Annotated in this window: 3 protein-coding genes; all 3 read left to right on the top strand. The window is 42.7% G+C overall.

Annotated features, from left to right (window positions below; translation table 11 throughout):
* Positions 1–190: 190 nt before the first annotated feature.
* Entirely contained in the window at positions 191–13,546 is a 13,356-nt protein-coding gene (locus LPKJCM_RS02150) for a hypothetical protein (protein ID WP_057961617.1), read from the top strand.
* 117 nt (positions 13,547–13,663) lie between these two features.
* A complete protein-coding gene (locus LPKJCM_RS02145) occupies positions 13,664–17,893 on the top strand; it encodes a phage tail family protein (RefSeq protein ID WP_153188452.1) in 4,230 nt (1,409 codons plus the stop codon).
* 224 nt (positions 17,894–18,117) lie between these two features.
* Positions 18,118–18,816, top strand: coding sequence for a TetR/AcrR family transcriptional regulator (locus LPKJCM_RS02140; RefSeq protein ID WP_057961619.1), 699 nt, complete (start codon positions 18,118–18,120; stop codon positions 18,814–18,816).
* Positions 18,817–18,833: the final 17 nt, after the last annotated feature.

Raw genomic sequence — 18,833 nt, 5'->3', positions numbered from 1 at the left:
TGATCTACAGTGGCCGGCAGCCACAATAGATCGTCAAGGTGAATCAATTTGCAGATTTCAATCATGCAACAGGCAGAGTTACATAAAGGGGGCATGATAATTAAGTATTGATGATTCGATACAAAATTGTCACATGAATTTTCAAGTTACAGGTTCTGATTTAGAGGAAAGGATGTGAAACATATCCGCCATGAAAAAGAACAGCAAGCGTGGCTTACGTTTGGTGGCTGGCATTTCGACAGTCATCTTGATGTCACCGCTGTTTGCTAATTCTTCTGTTCAGGTGATGTTAGGCAATGAGTTAAATGCTCACGCTGCTACTAACGCGAAGAAACCCGAGGGAGACAAGTCAGTTCATCAGGCATTTACGCCAAAACGTAAGAGCCAACGTGCAATTGATGCTTCCGTCAAGTATTCGCACAAAGTACCAGTGTTGAAAGTTTCCTTAAAGCCTACCAGCGCCAACTACTTCAAGAAGGGTGATCAGATTCACTTCAAATTTAGTAGTAAGAATGTTAACTTGAAGAATTTGAGAGCAAGTTATCAAAAGTCGTTACCATTCTCTTATAAACGGGTGAGTGATCACGAATTGATTCTGACTTTCAAGAAGTCATTAAATTCCGGGTTGTACGGACAAGCATATGCGATCCCAACCAAGAATAAGAAAATGACGACCAAAGTCAAAGGATTCTTCGATAACCATAAAGTGGCTATTAGCAATGATCAGATTCATTCATTTAAATTAGCCGCTCGAGCTCACAAGACTGGTTCTTCAAATACTGGCACTCAACAGAATGCTACCAACCAGCAAAGTACCAATAATACTTCGACTCAGCAACAAGCAACAACCAGTCAAAGTACGCAAGGTACCACAGCTAACACGCAGCAGGCTGCAACGAGTCAAACAGCATCTAACAACTATGCGGCTACAAGTCAGCAAAGCAGTACTAAGAGCCAAGAAGCTCAAAGAGGTGACAGTACCGCGACAACTGCAAGTCGACAAAGTTATACCAGCTCTTCAGCAAACAACTCTGGTCACCAGAGTTACGTAAGTACACAAGGCAAAGCTGTTGCAAAATCGTCCACTGCGGGCACGGTTTCAACTACTTCGACTGAAGCAAATCAGCCGCAAGCAAGTAAAGCTTCTGAGTCATCAACGACTCAGACGACCACTCCTGCACAGACGACCACAACTGATACCAATTCTTCGTCTGATCAAGCACAAACTGCTCAATCAACTTCTACGAATTCCAATCAGACGACGACTCAGGCATCAGATGCAACAACGACTTCTTCTGCAGATACGCAAGCTGCTGCCAATGATCAATCGAACGTCACCACGAATAGTGATGGTTCAATTTCTCAATCTCAGCAGCAAAATGTCAATGCTTCAGATGCATACAACGCCGTTTTATCACGGACCCAAATCAAGCAGGGTTCAACGACAAAAGGTTATGTTTCAACCCCAGTTCCAGCTGCCAGTGATCCACAGACGACATATAACAAGTACGCTAGTCAACAGACCACGACAACTTCAACCAATGGGCAGGCATCTGAAACCGCAACAAATAGTGGGGTTCAAACGACCACTACAACTTCTTCAAATAACCAAAGTAGTCAATCGAGCACAACACCAACAACTGCTCAAGCTAATTCCACTGGAACGGTGAACGCAGCTGCTGATGATCAGACGACTTCGACTACCACAGATTCGAATACAACTACTTCTAACCAAAGTAGTCAATCGAGTACGACACCAACAACTGCCCAAGCCAATTCCACTGGAACGGTGAATGCAGCTGCTGATGATCAAACTACTTCGACTGCAGCCAATACCTCAGATCAAAACTCTCAAGGTGAGGCCATTTACAACGCAGTCAAGAATAATGTTTCAGATCAAACATCCGCTTGGGCTACGACCAACGAACAGGGCGAAATCATCAAATCCTATCCTTGGATTCTTAAAGATATCGCCTCAAAGATGGCAGCTAACCAAGATACTAAAGGTCAAGTTTGGAAGTATGCGGTTCCTTTGACTTCCGGCAAGACGGCACTCGTCACAATTGACGGCCGCTCGAGCACTGCGAAGGCTGATGAGGGAACATTACTTGCATCCATGCCAGCATTGTTGAAATCCTTGGGGAGTTCATCGAAGACCGGGATGTTTGATGAAGCAGTTGATGTTGATATTTTGAAGCAGTCACAATACTACAAGGATCTTCAAACTGAGCAGAACAATTTAAAAAATGCTTCTACCAGTGATGCTTATAAGACCGTTGTAGACTCAACCATTTTCAGTAAAGATAATGGTTCTGTGGATACTTCATCATACACAACCGCACCGACTCCAACCGCAAGCGATCCAGAAGCAACTTATGCAAAGCTTGCAGCTGACCAGTCAAACGGCAGTGATCAAACATCTTCGACAACTTCTGAAGATTCACAAGGAACTCAGATTTTTGATAATATCAAATCTCAAGTTGCAGACCAGACTGGCTCATGGGCCAACACCACTGAACAAGGCGAAATCGTCAAGGATTATCCTTGGATTTTGAATGACATCGCCAAGAAGATGGCAGTTGCCGGAGCAAACGACAATCAGGTATGGAACTACAAGATTCCTTTGACTACAGGTAACACAGCGTTGGTAACAATCAATGGTCAAGCGGATGCAACTAATCCAGCATCGTTGACCGCGACAATGCCACAATTACTTAAGTCACTTGGATCATCAGCAACACCAGGAATGTTCGATGATGCTGTTGATTCAGATATTCTTCAAAATTCTGATTACTATAAGAATCTTCAAGAATCCAGCAAGGAACAACAAAGTCAAAGTACCGCTTCAAATACCGGCAGTTCATCAATGTTCAGTCTTGCCAATATCTTCAACATTGGCGGAAATCCGATTACGAACGTTGTGAATGTCTTTAATCCATTGTCAGTTCTCCCTGGATTAATTGGTACTTTTATTGCTATTTCAACGATTGGTGCTCTAGCTGCCATTCCGGTTGTTGGTTCGATCGTCGCTTCAACTGTTTCAACAGTTTCAAACATTGTTAAAGTTACTAAGTCAATTGTTAACGTTGCCTTGAAAGCAGTTCCGTTTATCGTGCCATTAATCGTTATCCCAGCCATGCTAACTGTTACTGGAATGATCATTAACGCACCACTGATTATTGGTGGTTTACTGATTGCCAAGCCAGTCATTGATGCTGTCGCAACCATCGGAACTGTTGTCACTATTGGAAACATTATTGGAACAATCGGTACTTTAGGAACCCTTGGAACCATTGGCGGTGCAATCGCCCTTGGAACCACGATGTTTGGTACCGCAGTTGCTGCCGGTGTTATCGCCGCTGCAGTTCTTCCAACAATTCTCAAGACGATTAGTAACATTGCGAATGCCGTTTCTGCCATTGCAAATCTTGGAACCTTGATTACTGGCTTCATCATCGGCTCAATTACGGCAACCGCTGTAACAATGTCTGTTCTTGGTCATCTAGCCTTTGCTGCGCCATTACTGGGAATCGTTTCAGCAGTCGTTAGCCCTGTTGCTAACCTGTTGAATACCATTTTCTCGGCTGTATCAGCACTGGCTGTCTCAGTTCTCACAGGAAATCTTTTGAACCTTGGCACTGGTTTAGCAAACGTGCCGTTTTTGGCCGGATTTGCGATTGGCGCTTCGCTTGTCACTTTGATTTTGACAATCCTTGGTCGTCAGTTGTTTAGTTCCGCCACATCAGCGATTAACAAATTTATTCAGGGTGCAAAAAACGTCATTCAAGCACTTGCTTTGGGAGCAATCATCCCAGCGTTCATTATTGCACCAACCCTGATTAAGATTGCCATGGCTTTCTTAGCACTCATTCCACTTGCTGGTTGGGCCTTGAAGAAATTCTTTGACAATATTAAAGCAGGCCTGAATACCTTGAAACAATTTATTAATGTGATCTTCATTGCTGCTCCATTAACAGCAATTGCTACTACAGTAGCTACAACAGTTACAAAGGCTATTAATAAAACAGGTAGCCTGGTTTCGACAACTCTTGGACCACTGTTCGTTCGTCTGGTAGTTGGTGCTTTGACACTGGTTACGTTACCAGTGACGATCGCTTTAGGTGGCCTCCCATTCGTTGTTATCAACATTGCTAACCGTTTGTTCCGCGACTTGGTTACGGGAACGGCTGAACTCGTCGCTAAAGTTAGTTCTTTAGCCGCTAATGTTGTTACTAATATTGAAAGTCAAATTCAACAGGTCATTAAGACCGTTGTCAGCCCCGTTGTTAACGGTGCGGCACTCCTTAACGGATTGTTGTTTATAATACCAGCGATTACTGGTATTAAGATTTTGACGTCACCAATATTGGCAATATTGAGTTTACCGCTCACTATTTTGACGAACATCTTAGTACCAAGTATCGCAAATTTACTGTTACCTGCAATTGCCGTAATTGGTACCGGTCTGGCATTACCTGTCATAACTGGATTGCTTGGCCTGCCAATTGCGATGTTGTTAGGAACAGGATTGAATAACATCGTTTCATCGATTATTAACTTGCCACTGCTTCTTTTGGGGAACAGTTTACTCAGCTGGGTTCCGGCATTATTGGCTGGTTCAGTTGCAGTTATCGGTTCACTTTTGAAGAATGCTTTGTCAACGCTCTTTAATGGCTTGATCTCATTCGGATTGCCACTGTTGCTTTTGCCACTTGAATTGATTGGTTCTGCTATCTTAGGACTGATCTTGCCATTTGGTTTGAAGTGGCTGGCACTCACACCAGTTGTTCTCCCAGTCATTATTGCACTGGGCTCACAACTCAAATGGGTATTTGATGCGATTAAAAATGTCCTTGGAACAATTGTTTCAGCTGTTAAATCAGTTATTAACACTCATTTGTTATTAGTTGCCTTGACCATTATCCCAACTTTGCTTAGTTCGATCTTCAACACCTTATTTGGGTTTGGTCCACTGAGTGTCATTGGTGATTTGATCAAGACCGTCAACAAGATGTTTGTGAACAACTTTATGCTGCCACAATTTGTTGCGTTCGTGGTTAAACTAATTGCAAAAGGATTCAACAACCTTATTAAATTAATTAATAATGGTCTCTTTAATACTATCTCGAACTTGTTGAAAGGGTTGTTCCACTTCAAGGGAATTACCGGCTTACTTGGTTTGTTACTGGATATTCCGGCTATGATCTTTAGTGGAATCCTTAACAATATCGTTCCTGATATCATCGGCACTTTGGCCGGACTTGCAGTCTTGGCATTCAATCTGCTGATTGCAACACCATTAATCTTCTTGGGCGGGCTCACTGGGTCGATTGGCCGGTTGATTTTGCTGTTCTTCTTGAACCCAATCGTTCAGATTGCAAATGATTTGATCAGCTGGTTGCCAGCACTTGCTATTGGAACATTAATGAACATCGTCAGTTTACTTAACGGCGTGATTACTCAGGGCCCAATTGGCTTATTCTTGTTTGGTGTTCCACTGTTGTTGAACGCCGGATTGTTGCTTGCCAATTTGCTGGCAATTCCAGCATTCCTGATTAATTTAGCCGGTAACTTGTTCGGTCTTACCAACTTAATGTCATTAATCTTCCCATTGATTGCTGCATTATTGTTAGGTGCCGGACTTAGATTGACGTCATTTATCACCACCATCTTGAACACAATTGCCATCGTCGGCCAATTGATATTGAGTGGATTAACCTTACCACTTTGGCTTGGAATCCCTGCTCTTAACATCGTTCGCAAGCTGGCACTCTTCTCAACTATTTTATTAGCATTGCCACAAGCGATCTTTGGCTTACTTGGTAAACTTGGTTCAGGACTCATCAAGACGATCTGGAATGCTTTGACTTCCTTACCGTCAACCTTACTGAAGGCATTACTGTCATTTGGTGCAAACGCCATCTCAACGTTCATCAAAGATACACTGTTTGCCCTTGGGACTGGTCTTCTTGGCTTACTGGTTCTTGGTGGATTCAACCTTGCCGGTAGCGTCATCAAGACACTTCTTCAATTAGCGAAGTTCTTCTTGGTAACCTTACCGCTGACAATCGGTGGTTTGATTTTATCAATCATCGGTCTGTTGGTTATTAACGGTTTGTTGGGACTGGGTCTGACACTTATTTCCAGCATTTTGTTAAACGGTTTGGTATCAATTATTACGATTGCTTTGATTGCTTTGCCCGCCGTGGTATCACAATTTGTTACCCTTGGCGTTCAAGCATTCTCATTGGCTGCCGTCTTAACCTTAAACTTCTTTGTTGGGTTACTTAAGATTGGTAACCGCTTAGTGATGGACTTTATCCTCGGATTCTTGAATATCTTGAATTTTGCGGTTAAAGCTATCGCAGCACTGCCGACATTGCTGAATGCGTTGGCAACCATTGTCACCGCAATTCTGCCTGTCCCCGGCCACTTGTTGCTTGCTGGTCTTCTGCTTGCATTAACTGTGGGCTCATTGCTTGCTAAGTTAATTGCACTGCCACTGGATCTTTTGACTAACGTTTTGAACATTGTGAAGATTGCTCAATTGTTATTAACAATTCCAACAATCATTGCTAAGTTCATTGGGGCGGTCATTATTAGCTTACTTGCAGGTGGATTAGCCCAATTATTATTACTTCCGCTTGTATTGTTGCAACAAATGATTACAGGAATTCTTGGACTGGGTCTCAAAGCTTTGAACAACCTGGCTTTGCCACTTATCTTCGGTGCGATTGGCTTGATTCTTTCAATTGCGATTCCGAATATTTTGCTAGGAATTCGTGTGTTGGGTGACTTGTTGAAGAACAACCCACTTCTTGGATTGATCTTATTGGCATTACCCGGGCTTATCCCAGGATTGAATCTGATTCTTGGCATTGCTGGAATCCTTTCAGTCTTTGGATTAGCTAACAATGTTCTTAAATTACTACTTTCTCCAATCACTGCAGTTTTGAACTTCCTTAAGAACGGAATTATCACCTTATTGGCATTTGGTGCTTTAGCTTTGATCGGCGGCGGCATCAGTCTGCTAGTTGGTCTTCCATTGCTTGGTCTTATTAACCTAGCTATTAAAGGGTTATTGGACTTAGCTAAATTACCTTTGAAGATCTTTAACGGCATTGCCCTTAACTTAATTCCAGCCCTTATTGGCGGTGCAATTACTGGATTGATTAGATTATTAACCAATGGCGGTTTGTTTGGCGCCCTCAAGTTGTTGGGAATTATTCCAGCAATCTTGATTGGGTTGTTGACTGCGTTAATTCCAGTTATTAACGGAATTACCGTACCGCTGGCGTTACTTGCTGCTTTTGTTGAATTACCACTTACGTTAGTTGAAGGTCTCATTAACAATGTCAACTCCGTGCTACTCGGTTTGTTGGCCGGTCAAGTAGTTAAGGGAATTCTCAACTTCATCGGTGGAATTATCAAAGCACTTGCACCAATCTTAGGTGGTTTATTGGCCATTATGCTGCCAACACTTTTGATTGGTTTGACAGCCAATATTGTTTGGATTTGGTTCTTAGCACCGATTCTTTTGAACCTTGCTGTTGATCCAATGACTGACTTCGTTGGCTTCATCATCATGATTTACACCATGTTTGTTCAACCAGCTCTATACATTGTCTTCGGAGTGATAACCGTTCCATTGACGTTATTCTTCTTTGTTGGCATGTTTGCAAACTGGTTGAATCCACTACGATTTATTTTCCAAACCATTTCTGACTTTGGTATCTGGTCCCTGATCGGACTGGGACTTGGTAGCTTTATTGCCATCGAGCTTTTGAAGTTATCAGTCGTTGTAAGCTTAATTCCAGGCTCAGGCTTAATTGCCTGGCTTGCATTAACCGCTGCTGAGATTGGTTTGGTTGCATTAGTTGCTCAGTTTGTCTTAAATACAGTTCCATCGATTATCTATGGATGGTTAATTGTCGTTGGGCTTGTTGCAGTTGGGGCAGTTGTTATCTTCCTCCAAGAATTCTTAAATCTTGGTATTGGCGTACCTTCTTATTTGAGTTATTGGATCTTATTGCCATTAGCTGCAATCCTTGGTGTTGCTGGCATCCTGATGTTCTTGACACTGATGCTTGCCTTTGATGCAATTGCTGTCTTAACTCAGTTACCATTGATTGTCGGTAACCTATCAGTTGGCTTATTAGCTGCATTTGTTGCCAACCCAATTGCCGGTCTATTAGGTAACATTGTCTTCGGAGTGATCGGTGCAGCGTCCATTGTTGCATTTATCGCCGGAGCATTCATGGTTGGGCAAACCTGGCTGGCTGATATTTTCCCATTTAGTTTGTTCCTCTACTATCTCATTATGGAAAATCCTATCTGGGAACTTGGTCAATGGGCTGGGTTATTCCCGATTATCGGTTGGCTTGCTGCATTAGTTGACGATATTCTCTGGATGGCTGTTGGAACCTGGATTCCTGGAATCTTTGCGATCTTGAACTATACACTCTTCATTTTGACCGCAGTTCCGTTGGACTTCTCGGCGATCATCGGCGTGTCATTGCTCTTAGCAACGGGGATTAATGGCTTATTATTATTGCCGATTCTCCTCATTGGTGCTGCAGTGGTTCTTGGACTAATCGCACTTCCAATCGTCATTCGTTACGGTTTGCAAATGCTGCCTGACTTGTTATATGGCGTTGGTGTCAATATTGTCTTCAACTGGTTCTTAGGACCGTTGGCTCTTAAGTTAGCGGTTGATTCACTTGCTGACTTTGTTGGATTTATCATCATGCTGTACACCATGTTCACCCAACCAGTTCTCTACTACGCATTTGGGATTTTCTTAATCCCCGCAACTATCCTGCTGTTTAACGGGATGTTTATCAATTGGCTCAATCCACTGAAGGATATCTTTAGCGGAATCTCAGCCTTTGCCAAATTGGCATTGCCAGTCCTTGCAGTACTTGGAATTTTGGCAATTGATGGGCTTCAGTTATCAGCTGGTCTTATCAGCATCATTCCAGGAGTTGGATTGATCTCCGTTCTGACTTTAGGTCTTGCTAAATTAGCCTTAATTGGCCTAGTTGTTGCGTACGTTATCAACACGATTCCGTCAATGCTCGCCGGAGCCGCAATTGTCTTTATCGTTGTTGGCATTGGTGCGATTGTCATCGTGCTTCAAGAAGTATTAAATATTGGTATTAACGTACCATCATACCTTAGCTACTGGGTATTGCTACCAATGGCAGTTATCTTAGCAGTTACTGCGATTTTGGTTACATTATCACTGATGCTTCGGGATGACTTCAATATCACTTGGTTGGCATTACCATTTATTGTTAACAATTTGGGACTTGGACTATTAACTGCCTTTGTTGCAAATCCACTTGCCGCAGCAATTGCTGCATTTAACTTCGGCATTCTTGGAGCTGCTTCAATTCCAGCATTCCTTGCCGGATCATTTATGATTGCTCAAACTTGGCTTTCATCAGTGTTCCCAGCTGAATTGTTTATTTACTACCTGATTATGCAGAACCCAATTTGGGAAATGGCTAACTGGATTGGCCTGTTCCCAATCATTGGTTGGATTGTTGCCTTAATCGTTGATGTAATCTGGATGATCGTGGGTACTTGGGTACCTGGTATGTTTGCTCTCCTGAATTACGCAATCTTTATCGCAACAGCCGTTCCAACGACGTTCTCTGCGATTGTTGGGGTTTCACTCATGTTGTCGTTAGGGCTTACTGGATTACTCTTCCTGCCTATCAATTTAATTGGCGGTGCAATTCTACTTGGTGTACTTGCAATTCCAAGTATTATCAAGACGGTTGCCGGTTTAATTGGTAGCCTAATTTATGGAATTGCTGTTAACATCATCTTCGTTTGGTTCTTAGGACCGATCGCACTTGATTTAGCAGTTAATCCAATTGCCGACTTCATGGGGTACGTCATTCAAGTTTACACGATGTTTGAACAACCACTTCTTTACTGGGTATTCGGTGCAATTAGTATTCCAGTTACTGGATTACTCTTTGCTGGAATGTTCTTGAATTGGTTGAACCCACTGAGAATCTTGTTCCAAGGCTTAACTGCTTTTGCCAAATTTGCATTGCCAGCAATCTTACTCCTCAGTTTCGGAGCGGTTATTGGCCTTCAAATTTCGGATCTCCTCGTCAGTGTGATACCTGGCATGGGATTATTAGCTGGTCTTGGTCTGTTTAATGGGATTGTTGGACTGATTGCCTTAATCGCGATCTACGTGATTAACGTCATTCCTTCAATTCTTGCATTAGGTGCGATTGTCTTCTTGCTTGTGGGAATTGGTGCAATTGTCATCGTCCTTCAAGAAGTCTTGAACATTGGCATTAACGTTCCGTCATTCTTGAGTTACTGGGTACTCTTACCAATGGCTGCTGTGCTAGGGGTTGTTATTACTCTTATCACACTGCCGTCGATGTTGGTAGGCGACTTGTTGGCAACTCTCATTGGATTACCATTCATTGTTGGCAACCTTGGTCTTGGACTACTTGAATCATTCTTAGCAAATCCACTGGCTGCAGTCTTAGCTGCTTTGACCTTCGGAATTCTCGGAGTTGCTGCCATCCCGGCATTCTTCATTGGAACCTTTATGATTGCCCAAAGCTGGCTTTCATCAGTCTTCCCAATGGCGGAATTCCTCTATTATCTCGTTATGAACAATCCAATTTGGGCAATGGCTAACTGGATTGGCCTGATTCCAATAATTGGTTGGATTGTTGCTTTGATCGTTGACATCTTATGGATGATCGTGGGCGTTTGGGTACCAGGAATGATGTCATTCTTGAACTACTCGATCTGGGCTCTAACAACCATTCCGATGGTATTTTCAATGATTACCGGCGTTTCCTTATTGCTTTCCCTTGGACTTTTGGGAATCTTGGCTGCTCCAATTTTGCTGATTGGCGGCGCAATTCTTCTTGGATTGTTAGCTATACCAAGCATTATTCAATCAGTCGGTAAAGCAATCTTTGGACTCGTTCACGGGATCGCTGCTCTTATCATCTTTACTTGGTTCCTTGGACCAATTGCTTTAGACCTTATGGTTAATCCAACTGCTGATGCAATCGGATTTATCATCATGCTCTATACCATGTTTACTCAGCCAGCGTTCTACATTGCATTTGCAGGCCTGACCGTTCCGGTAACGTTCTTATTCTTTGCTGGTGCGTTCATGAACTGGTTGAATCCATTAAGATATCTCTATCAAGGAATTACCTTCTTTGCTAAATTTGCATTACCAATTCTTGCATTACTTGGTCTTGCTGCCATCGATGGCCTCCGTCTTTCAATGCTTTCGTTGAACTTGTTCCCAGGCCTTGGATTGATCGGCTTCATCGCTTTGACACTTGCCAAGTTAGGGTTAATCGGCTTGATTGCACTGTTTGTCATCAACGCCATTCCATCCGTCCTCGCGGGAGCATTCATTGTCTTCATCGTCGTCGGAATTGGTGCGATTGTCATTGTGCTTCAAGAAGTTCTTAACCTTGGAATTAACGTTCCATCATTCTTGAGCTACTGGGTACTCTTACCAATGGCTGCGATGCTGGCTGTCGGGATTATCCTGATTACCTTGCCATCCATGCTCGTTGCTGACTTCCTGGCAGTTCTGATCGGATTGCCGTTTATCGTTAACAACTTGGGGCTTGGCTTGATTAGTGGATTGCTCGTCAACCCGCTGGCCGCCATCTTAGCTGCCTTTAACTTTGGTGTCATTGGGTTAGCATCGCTTCCAGCATTCCTTGCCGGAACCTTCATGATTGCCCAAAGCTGGTTAAAGTCAGTATTCCCAATTGAATTAGCGATTTACTACGTGATTATGGAAAACCCAATCTGGGGTCTCGCTAACTGGATTGGCCTGTTCCCAATCATTGGTTGGATTGTTGCCTTAATCGTTGATGTGATTTGGATGATCGTTGGTACCTGGGTACCGGGAATGTTTGCGCTACTGAACTACGCCATCTTTATCATGACGCAGGTTCCACTGACATTCTCAACGGTTATCGGAGCGGCAGAATTCTTGTCACTTGGTCTAATCGGCTTGCTTGGTTTGCCAATTCTTCTAATCGGTGGTGCTGTTTTGCTGGGGATCCTTGCATTACCAGCCATTGCACTAGGAATTGCCAGACTTGTGCTTGGCACCATCTATGGTATCGGAGTCAACATTGTTTGGACCTGGTTCTTAGGCCCAATCGGATTATCACTTGCTGTTAACCCAATTGCTGATTTCGAAGGATTTATCATCATGGTTTACACCATGTTTGTTCAACCAATCTTGTACTGGGAATTAAGCGGCATCTTCATTCCTGCCACATTGTTCTTCTTCCAAGGTTCGTTCACAAACTGGTTGAACCCACTGAATAGTCTGTTCCAGAACATCACGAATTACGCTTATCTGGCACTTCCATTGCTTGCACTGCTTAGTTTTGGGGTGATGGATCTGTTCAGACTCAACGTTAATGTTATCAGCCTGATTCCAGGTGTCGGATTATTAGCCGGTCTTGCATTGTTTAACGCAAAATGGCTGTTAATCGGATTAATTGGATTGTATGTCCTCAATGCAATTCCATCCATCCTTGCTTTGGCATTTGTTGTCTTCATCGTGGTCGGAATTGGCGCCATCGTCATCTTCCTCCAAGAAGTCTTGAATATTGGTATTAACGTACCATCATTCTTAAGCTACTGGGTACTCTTACCAATGGCTGCCTTCCTTGGGGTGGGAATTACCTTGATTACACTTCCATTGATGTTATCAGGTGACTTAATTGCTACCTTGCTTGCATTACCTGGAATTGTTGGTAGTTTACGCTTTGCCTTGATTGCCGGATTTATTGCAAATCCACTGGCTGCTATTTTAGCCGCCATTAGCTTTGACGTATTGGGTGTTGCTTATATTCCAGCCTTCCTTGCCGGAATCTTTATGATTGCACAAAGTTGGTTAGGATCAGTATTCCCAATTGAATTGTTTATTTACTACCTGATCATGGAGAATCCAATTTGGGCGATGGCAAATTGGATTGGCTTGATTCCAATTATCGGCTGGATTGTCGCCTTGATTGTCGACATTATTTGGATGATTGTTGGGACCTGGGTTCCGGGAATGTTTGCATTGCTGAACTACGCTATCTTTATCATGACAGCTGTTCCACTAACATTCTCAGCAGTGATTGGCTTGTCAATGCTCTTGTCACTTGGCCTGCCAGGCTTAATCTTGATCCCACTTGGAATTTTGATTAACCTGCTGCCAATTGGTTTGGTTGCATTGCCACTTGTCTTACCAGCATTGTTAATTGCTGGAATCATTAATCCATTGCTCAGTCTATTTAATCGAGCTGCATCCTTCCTAGCCGGGTTGGGTGTGACACTCTTCGAAAAATTCCTTGGAAATAACTTGCTTAACAGCTTGTTCAGACTTGTTGTGAACATCATTGTTGGGCTTCCGAAGGGGTTAATCGGCGGATTAGTCACATTGCCGGTATGGATCTTGCAACAAGTTTTGAAGCTTAATGATTTTCTTAACAAAGTATTAGCTGGGGTATGGTCATTGGTTTAAAATATCACCACAGGATTGTTATTCTCAATTCCTGGAACGATCATTAGTTCACTCGGTCGTTTACTTGTTTCACCAATTACCACGATTGCAAACCTCATCGGATTTGGAATTCTTGGATTGTTAAATCTGTTTAGTCCAATTACCGGTCTGATTATTCCGCTCATCGGCGCTGGAATTGTTGGCTTGATTCTCACCGTCAGCCAGCTTGCCAAGTTTATTGGCAACGTCATCAAAGCTGTCTTGAATTTAGTTAACTTAATTATTCCTGCACTGAATGTTTTACGAAGGGTTGGGGTTGTTAAGGAAGCACTTGCACTGCTTCGAAATACCTTTGATTTCTTAAATGATCTCAATCCATTGAAGCTGCTCGGTGACTTTATTAAGAACGTGGCTTTGCCATTCACAATATTTGCCACTCTTGCAAGTGCTGCTCAAACCGTTGTTCGTCTGCTCTTGATGCCGGTTGTTGGGCTTATCATCCCAATTATCGCTGCCGTTACTGGCTTAATTGCATCACTTTTGCTGAGTCCACTTACTTTGCTTGTTCTGCCGTTAATTGCTGGAATCACAATGTTAATTCCATTAATCATCGCACACATGAAGTCATTGGCTCAGGTCATTCCTGATTTAATTAGCTTAGTTGGACAGCTCTTACTCAACGGTATTCTTGACTTGACGAAATTGCTTCTCTTGCCGTTGGCACTGATTACTTGGCCTTTAATCGAATTGATCAATGTTTTAAAGGATCTCTTTAACGGTCAGCATCCACTGCTTAACGTGCTTGAGAAGATGGGAAATGTCTTGAAGGATCTCTTAGGTCCATTATCTACATTTGCGCTTGATGGTATCAAAGCACTTGTTGAAGGCATTTCTGCGGTTGCTTCACTTCTTAAGGGCCTTGGTGCATTGCTTCTGCCAATCTTCCCATTTAACTGGTTGTTAGCATTGAAGCAGGTTCCTAAGATGATTGCTTCACTGATTAATAGTCTCAACGGGCTTTCAAACATTGCCCAAGACTTGATGAACGATCTCGGTCGTTTGGCACTTGGTATTACTGCCGGTTTGCTTGGCAGCTTGTTAATGCCGCTGGCGCTCATTGGTCTTTTAACCAAAGGATTGACAGATTTGGCATTTAACTTGCTGAAGACAGGCTTATCAGGGGTATTCCAAGGCTTGAAACAGTTAGTGATCAATGGAATCAAGTCGGTATTCTCATTTGTTCCAAACCTGTTCAAGAACTTCTTCAATGGGTTCGGTCAATTGATTAAGCTCGCAGTTCTCGCCTTGCCGGATATTATCAATCCATTGGGTGGACTGTTCAGGGGCGCAATGCTTCTTGGTGGATTAATTCCAGCGGGCCTTGCAGTTCTGGGCTTGCCGTACAACTTATTCATCAAACCCGTTCTTGATTTATTAATTAACAATCTTGTACCAATTGTTGCCTTCTTTGGATTGAAGCTTCTGAATCTCCTGTTGAGTCCAATCACTGCACTTGTTGGTGGTTTGAAGACAGTCATTGATACAATTAAATCTCAAAACAAACTGAATGGCATATTGAAGAATATTGTCAATGCAGTTAACACCGTATTTAAAGGATTGCAGATCATTTGGGGGATTGGCCTTGCATTAGGCTCAATTGTATCCCACCTGATTTCTGGAGTAGTCATGATTATCACGCACTTGGTTTCAAGGTTGCTTGGTAAATTATTACTCAACATTGCCGGCTTATTATTCATCATAAACGGCAGCAATCCACTTAATGCCATTGGATCGTTTATTTCCAACGTAAGAAAGATGTGGAATGCGGGTCAAATCGTTCCTAAGGTTCTCAAGGGAATCGTTCAGGGATTAATGAAGATCGGTTCAACGTTTACCTTCTTTATTCGCGGAATTAAACATTTGGGCGATCTGCTTACTGGATTTGCCATTGTGCCTGGAGCACTTGGTGTTCTTGGGTTCTTACGACAAGTTAACCAGCAAGTTGTTGTCGGCCCGTTCAATTGGTTGATGAATAACATCGTTTTGCCGCTACTTGTCAATGGTCTTGTTGGCATCGGCTTGACGTTGCTTTTACCACTGAACTTCTTACCACTCCTGTTGTTGTCATTACCTGGTATTCGACTGGGTCGCTTAATCACTGCCGTTCCATTGGCATTGTTAGGCAACAGCCTGCTTCAATGGCTGCCAGCGATTATCTTATCTGGAATTGGCAACTTGTTAAGCAACGGTCGTTCACTCTTACAAAATCTATTTAAGACATTTATCTTATCTGGACTTGTGACAGTGATTGCCCGCGGCTTGATGAAAGGGTTAGGTCAGCTGTTCACATTCGGCTTGATTCTGCCGTTAATGTTATTTGGAATTAAACCACTTCAGTTTATCAACTTACTGGTTAAGAACGCATTGTTCTTTAAGGTATTTGACACAGTTGTTCCATTAATCATTGGTGGTCTCCTTCAAGCTGTCATGACGGTAAATTCACTTAAGAAATTTGTTGCTAACGCCATTAGCGGTATTAACGGCATGCTGAAGAACCTCCTAACATTTGCCGTCACTGCACCAATTTGGCTCATCGCCAATGGGCTTAAACAATTTGGTGAGCAGATTTCTAAGACAATTGGAAATGTGATTAACTTCTTCTTTAAGCTCGCTTCGTTCCCACTTCAAGTGATTTTCAAGGGATTGCCAACATTGATCGGTAATATCATTACCGGTTTGGGTAAGGGATTGACTTATCCACTGACAATTCTCAACGCGATCATCCTTGGTCTTCCAGGATGGCTTCTGGGTCGTTTGTTGACTCACATAGTCGATCTCGTTAGTCTCTTGAAGTTCATTCCAGGATTTATTTCTGGAATTGGATCTGTATTGTTTGCACTAATCACCACTTTGTTCAATATTGGTAAGAACATTGTTTCCGGATTATTTAACTTAATTCTCAAGAATGTTCTTGATGGCTTCAATACTGGTTTAATCCAGCTTATCAACGCAATTGAGTCCGCTATTTCAACGGTAAGTGATTCACTTAAGAGTGGTCTTTCACAGTTGATTAAGAACTTAATGGGTATCGTTTCATTTGGTGTTGTACTGGTTGGCTTATCACTATTAGCCAACTTGATTCCAACCATCAAAGTTCCTGCCTGGCTTGATAATCTGTTGAAGACAATTGGTGCAATTGCACAAACTATTCTCGTTTTAAATATTGGATTCTTACTGGGTTACAACCTGGTTAAGAATAGCGCTAACTCCCTAATTAAGGGCTTAGCCTTACCACTGATTATCTTCGGGTTGCTTCTTCAACTTGGCAACAAATTGTTGACAGGTGTGATTGGACAGTTCGGAAATATGCTGAAGAGCTTCTTGCTTCCATTTGTCGGTGGCTTACTCGGAAGCCTTCTCGGTGGATTATTGAACGGGAATAAGAATCATAATATTAACATCAATATTAACTTCAATGGCTTACCACTGTTGTTAGCATTGATTCCTCTAATGAGTATTCTAAATACGATTGGGAATGGCAATAATCTGCTTAAACTTCTCGGCTCAATCTTGCCAGGATTGATTCAGTTGTTGCTCGGCGGAAATAAAGTCATTATCGTACCAATAATTGTTCCAATTATCATGCCAATGATAATTCCACTATTATTAGCTGCGCTTCTCCCAATTCTGTTACCGATTTTATTGGTGGCATTACTTCCAGTAATCCTGCCAATCATAGTACCGAAGTTATTGGTTCTGCCAATTGTTCTGCTGGGACTGCCAATCCTTAATGGACTAATTGGATTACTACCAATCATCATTGGTATTCCATTGATTCTTTCGATTTTAATTCCACTACTGATTCCAATTATTGGAATTGGTGCGGTGGCTGGATTGATTCCCATCATTTTTGGTGGTAACCAGAAGACCGTGACCAATAAGTTCCCAGGATCTCCAGTTTCTCCAGTTTCACCGGTTAACCCCGGCGGAACGGTGACTGTTCCTGATGAACCAAATGGCTCGACGGGTTCTAATAACGGAGGAACTAACCAAGTCCCTTCAACAGGTAATCATGTTGGAGGGAACAGCCAATCCCCTTCAACGCCATCAAATAATAATGGCCAGTCCAATAACCAAACTGGAACTAACGAGAATCGTGGAAATGGTAATGGCTCTCGTCCGGTGATCACTCAACCAAATACTGCGGCTACGACTGGTTTGACAACGCCAACGTCAACCATGTCAAATCCACAGTCAATGGTAAGTGGTAACCAGGTTAATGCTCAAAAGAAGTTACCTCAAACGAATGAGAATACCGCTAATCAATTATTGATTGCAGTCTTAGGAATGATTCTAATGCTGCTTTAGACCCTTGGTTACGTCTGGATTTCTCGGCGTCGTAAGTTTTCGATCAATTAGTTGTTTTGTTAAGTAAATGGAAACTTACGATGTAATCCTCAGGTTGGCAACCACCGGTTTTTCCGGGGGCTGCTTTCCTGTATCTAATAAGATTAGTTGAAAACAGTTATAATAACTGTATACTAATGTCAAAGATAGGGTTGCGTTCGGGGTTTCTGACAGGGGGAGTTAACATGTTTCAAAACATCTCAATGAAGCAAACCATCTTTCGGGCGTTCATTACCGTGATGGAAGGTAAAGTTCCAGAAGCCAAGGCCGCAACCCGATTATCTAATGGCCGGGAAATGATTCGGTCGGTGAGTGTCACTGAAATCACGCGCCAAGCTCATATTAATCGGCGAACATTTTACACGTATTTTCACGATGTCTACGATCTTTTTGATCAGTTGGAAGATAAGTATGCCGACGATCTAGACCAGTTTATTCAGGGCTGGGAAGATCAATCGGATCCAATGAGGGCAATTAGTGAATCTGTCGGCAAAGTCGTTGATTATATGAGTCAGAATAGCCGAGGAATGAAGCTCGTTTCGACAATTGATACCACAATTTTCACCATGATGATTCAAAATAACGTGAAAAGGGCGATTACGATCTTCAACGATCTATTCGATCAAGGGCGTCTAGGCCCCAAAGTCACTCCAGATAGGAAATGGGAATTTGACTATACGGTCATTTTCCTGACGAGTGGATTTGCTTGGGTGTGCTATGATTGGCTGAAACACCCAGATGAATTTCCGAAAGAAAAGCTAAAGCAGCTGATTAGCTCAACGTTTATGGGGGCGTACAAACTGGTTCAAAGTGATGAACTGTTGAACCCGAGTCAGCTGCAGGAAGTCTTCCAAAAACAGCGGGCTGCCGTCAAATGTGATTAATTGACGTCTTGTGAACG

Source organism: Lentilactobacillus parakefiri, assembly GCF_002157585.1.
GTDB classification, from domain to species: domain Bacteria; phylum Bacillota; class Bacilli; order Lactobacillales; family Lactobacillaceae; genus Lentilactobacillus; species Lentilactobacillus parakefiri.
The sequence above is the reverse complement of the archived record's forward strand: the minus strand, read 5'-3'. Positions and strand labels throughout refer to the sequence as shown.

Coding starts and splice junctions, on each gene's coding strand:
- LPKJCM_RS02150 (WP_057961617.1), top strand. CDS start 191: ATGAAAAAGAACAGCAAGCGTGGCTTACGTTTGGTGGCTGGCATTTCG.
- LPKJCM_RS02140 (WP_057961619.1), top strand. CDS start 18,118: ATGTTTCAAAACATCTCAATGAAGCAAACCATCTTTCGGGCGTTCATT.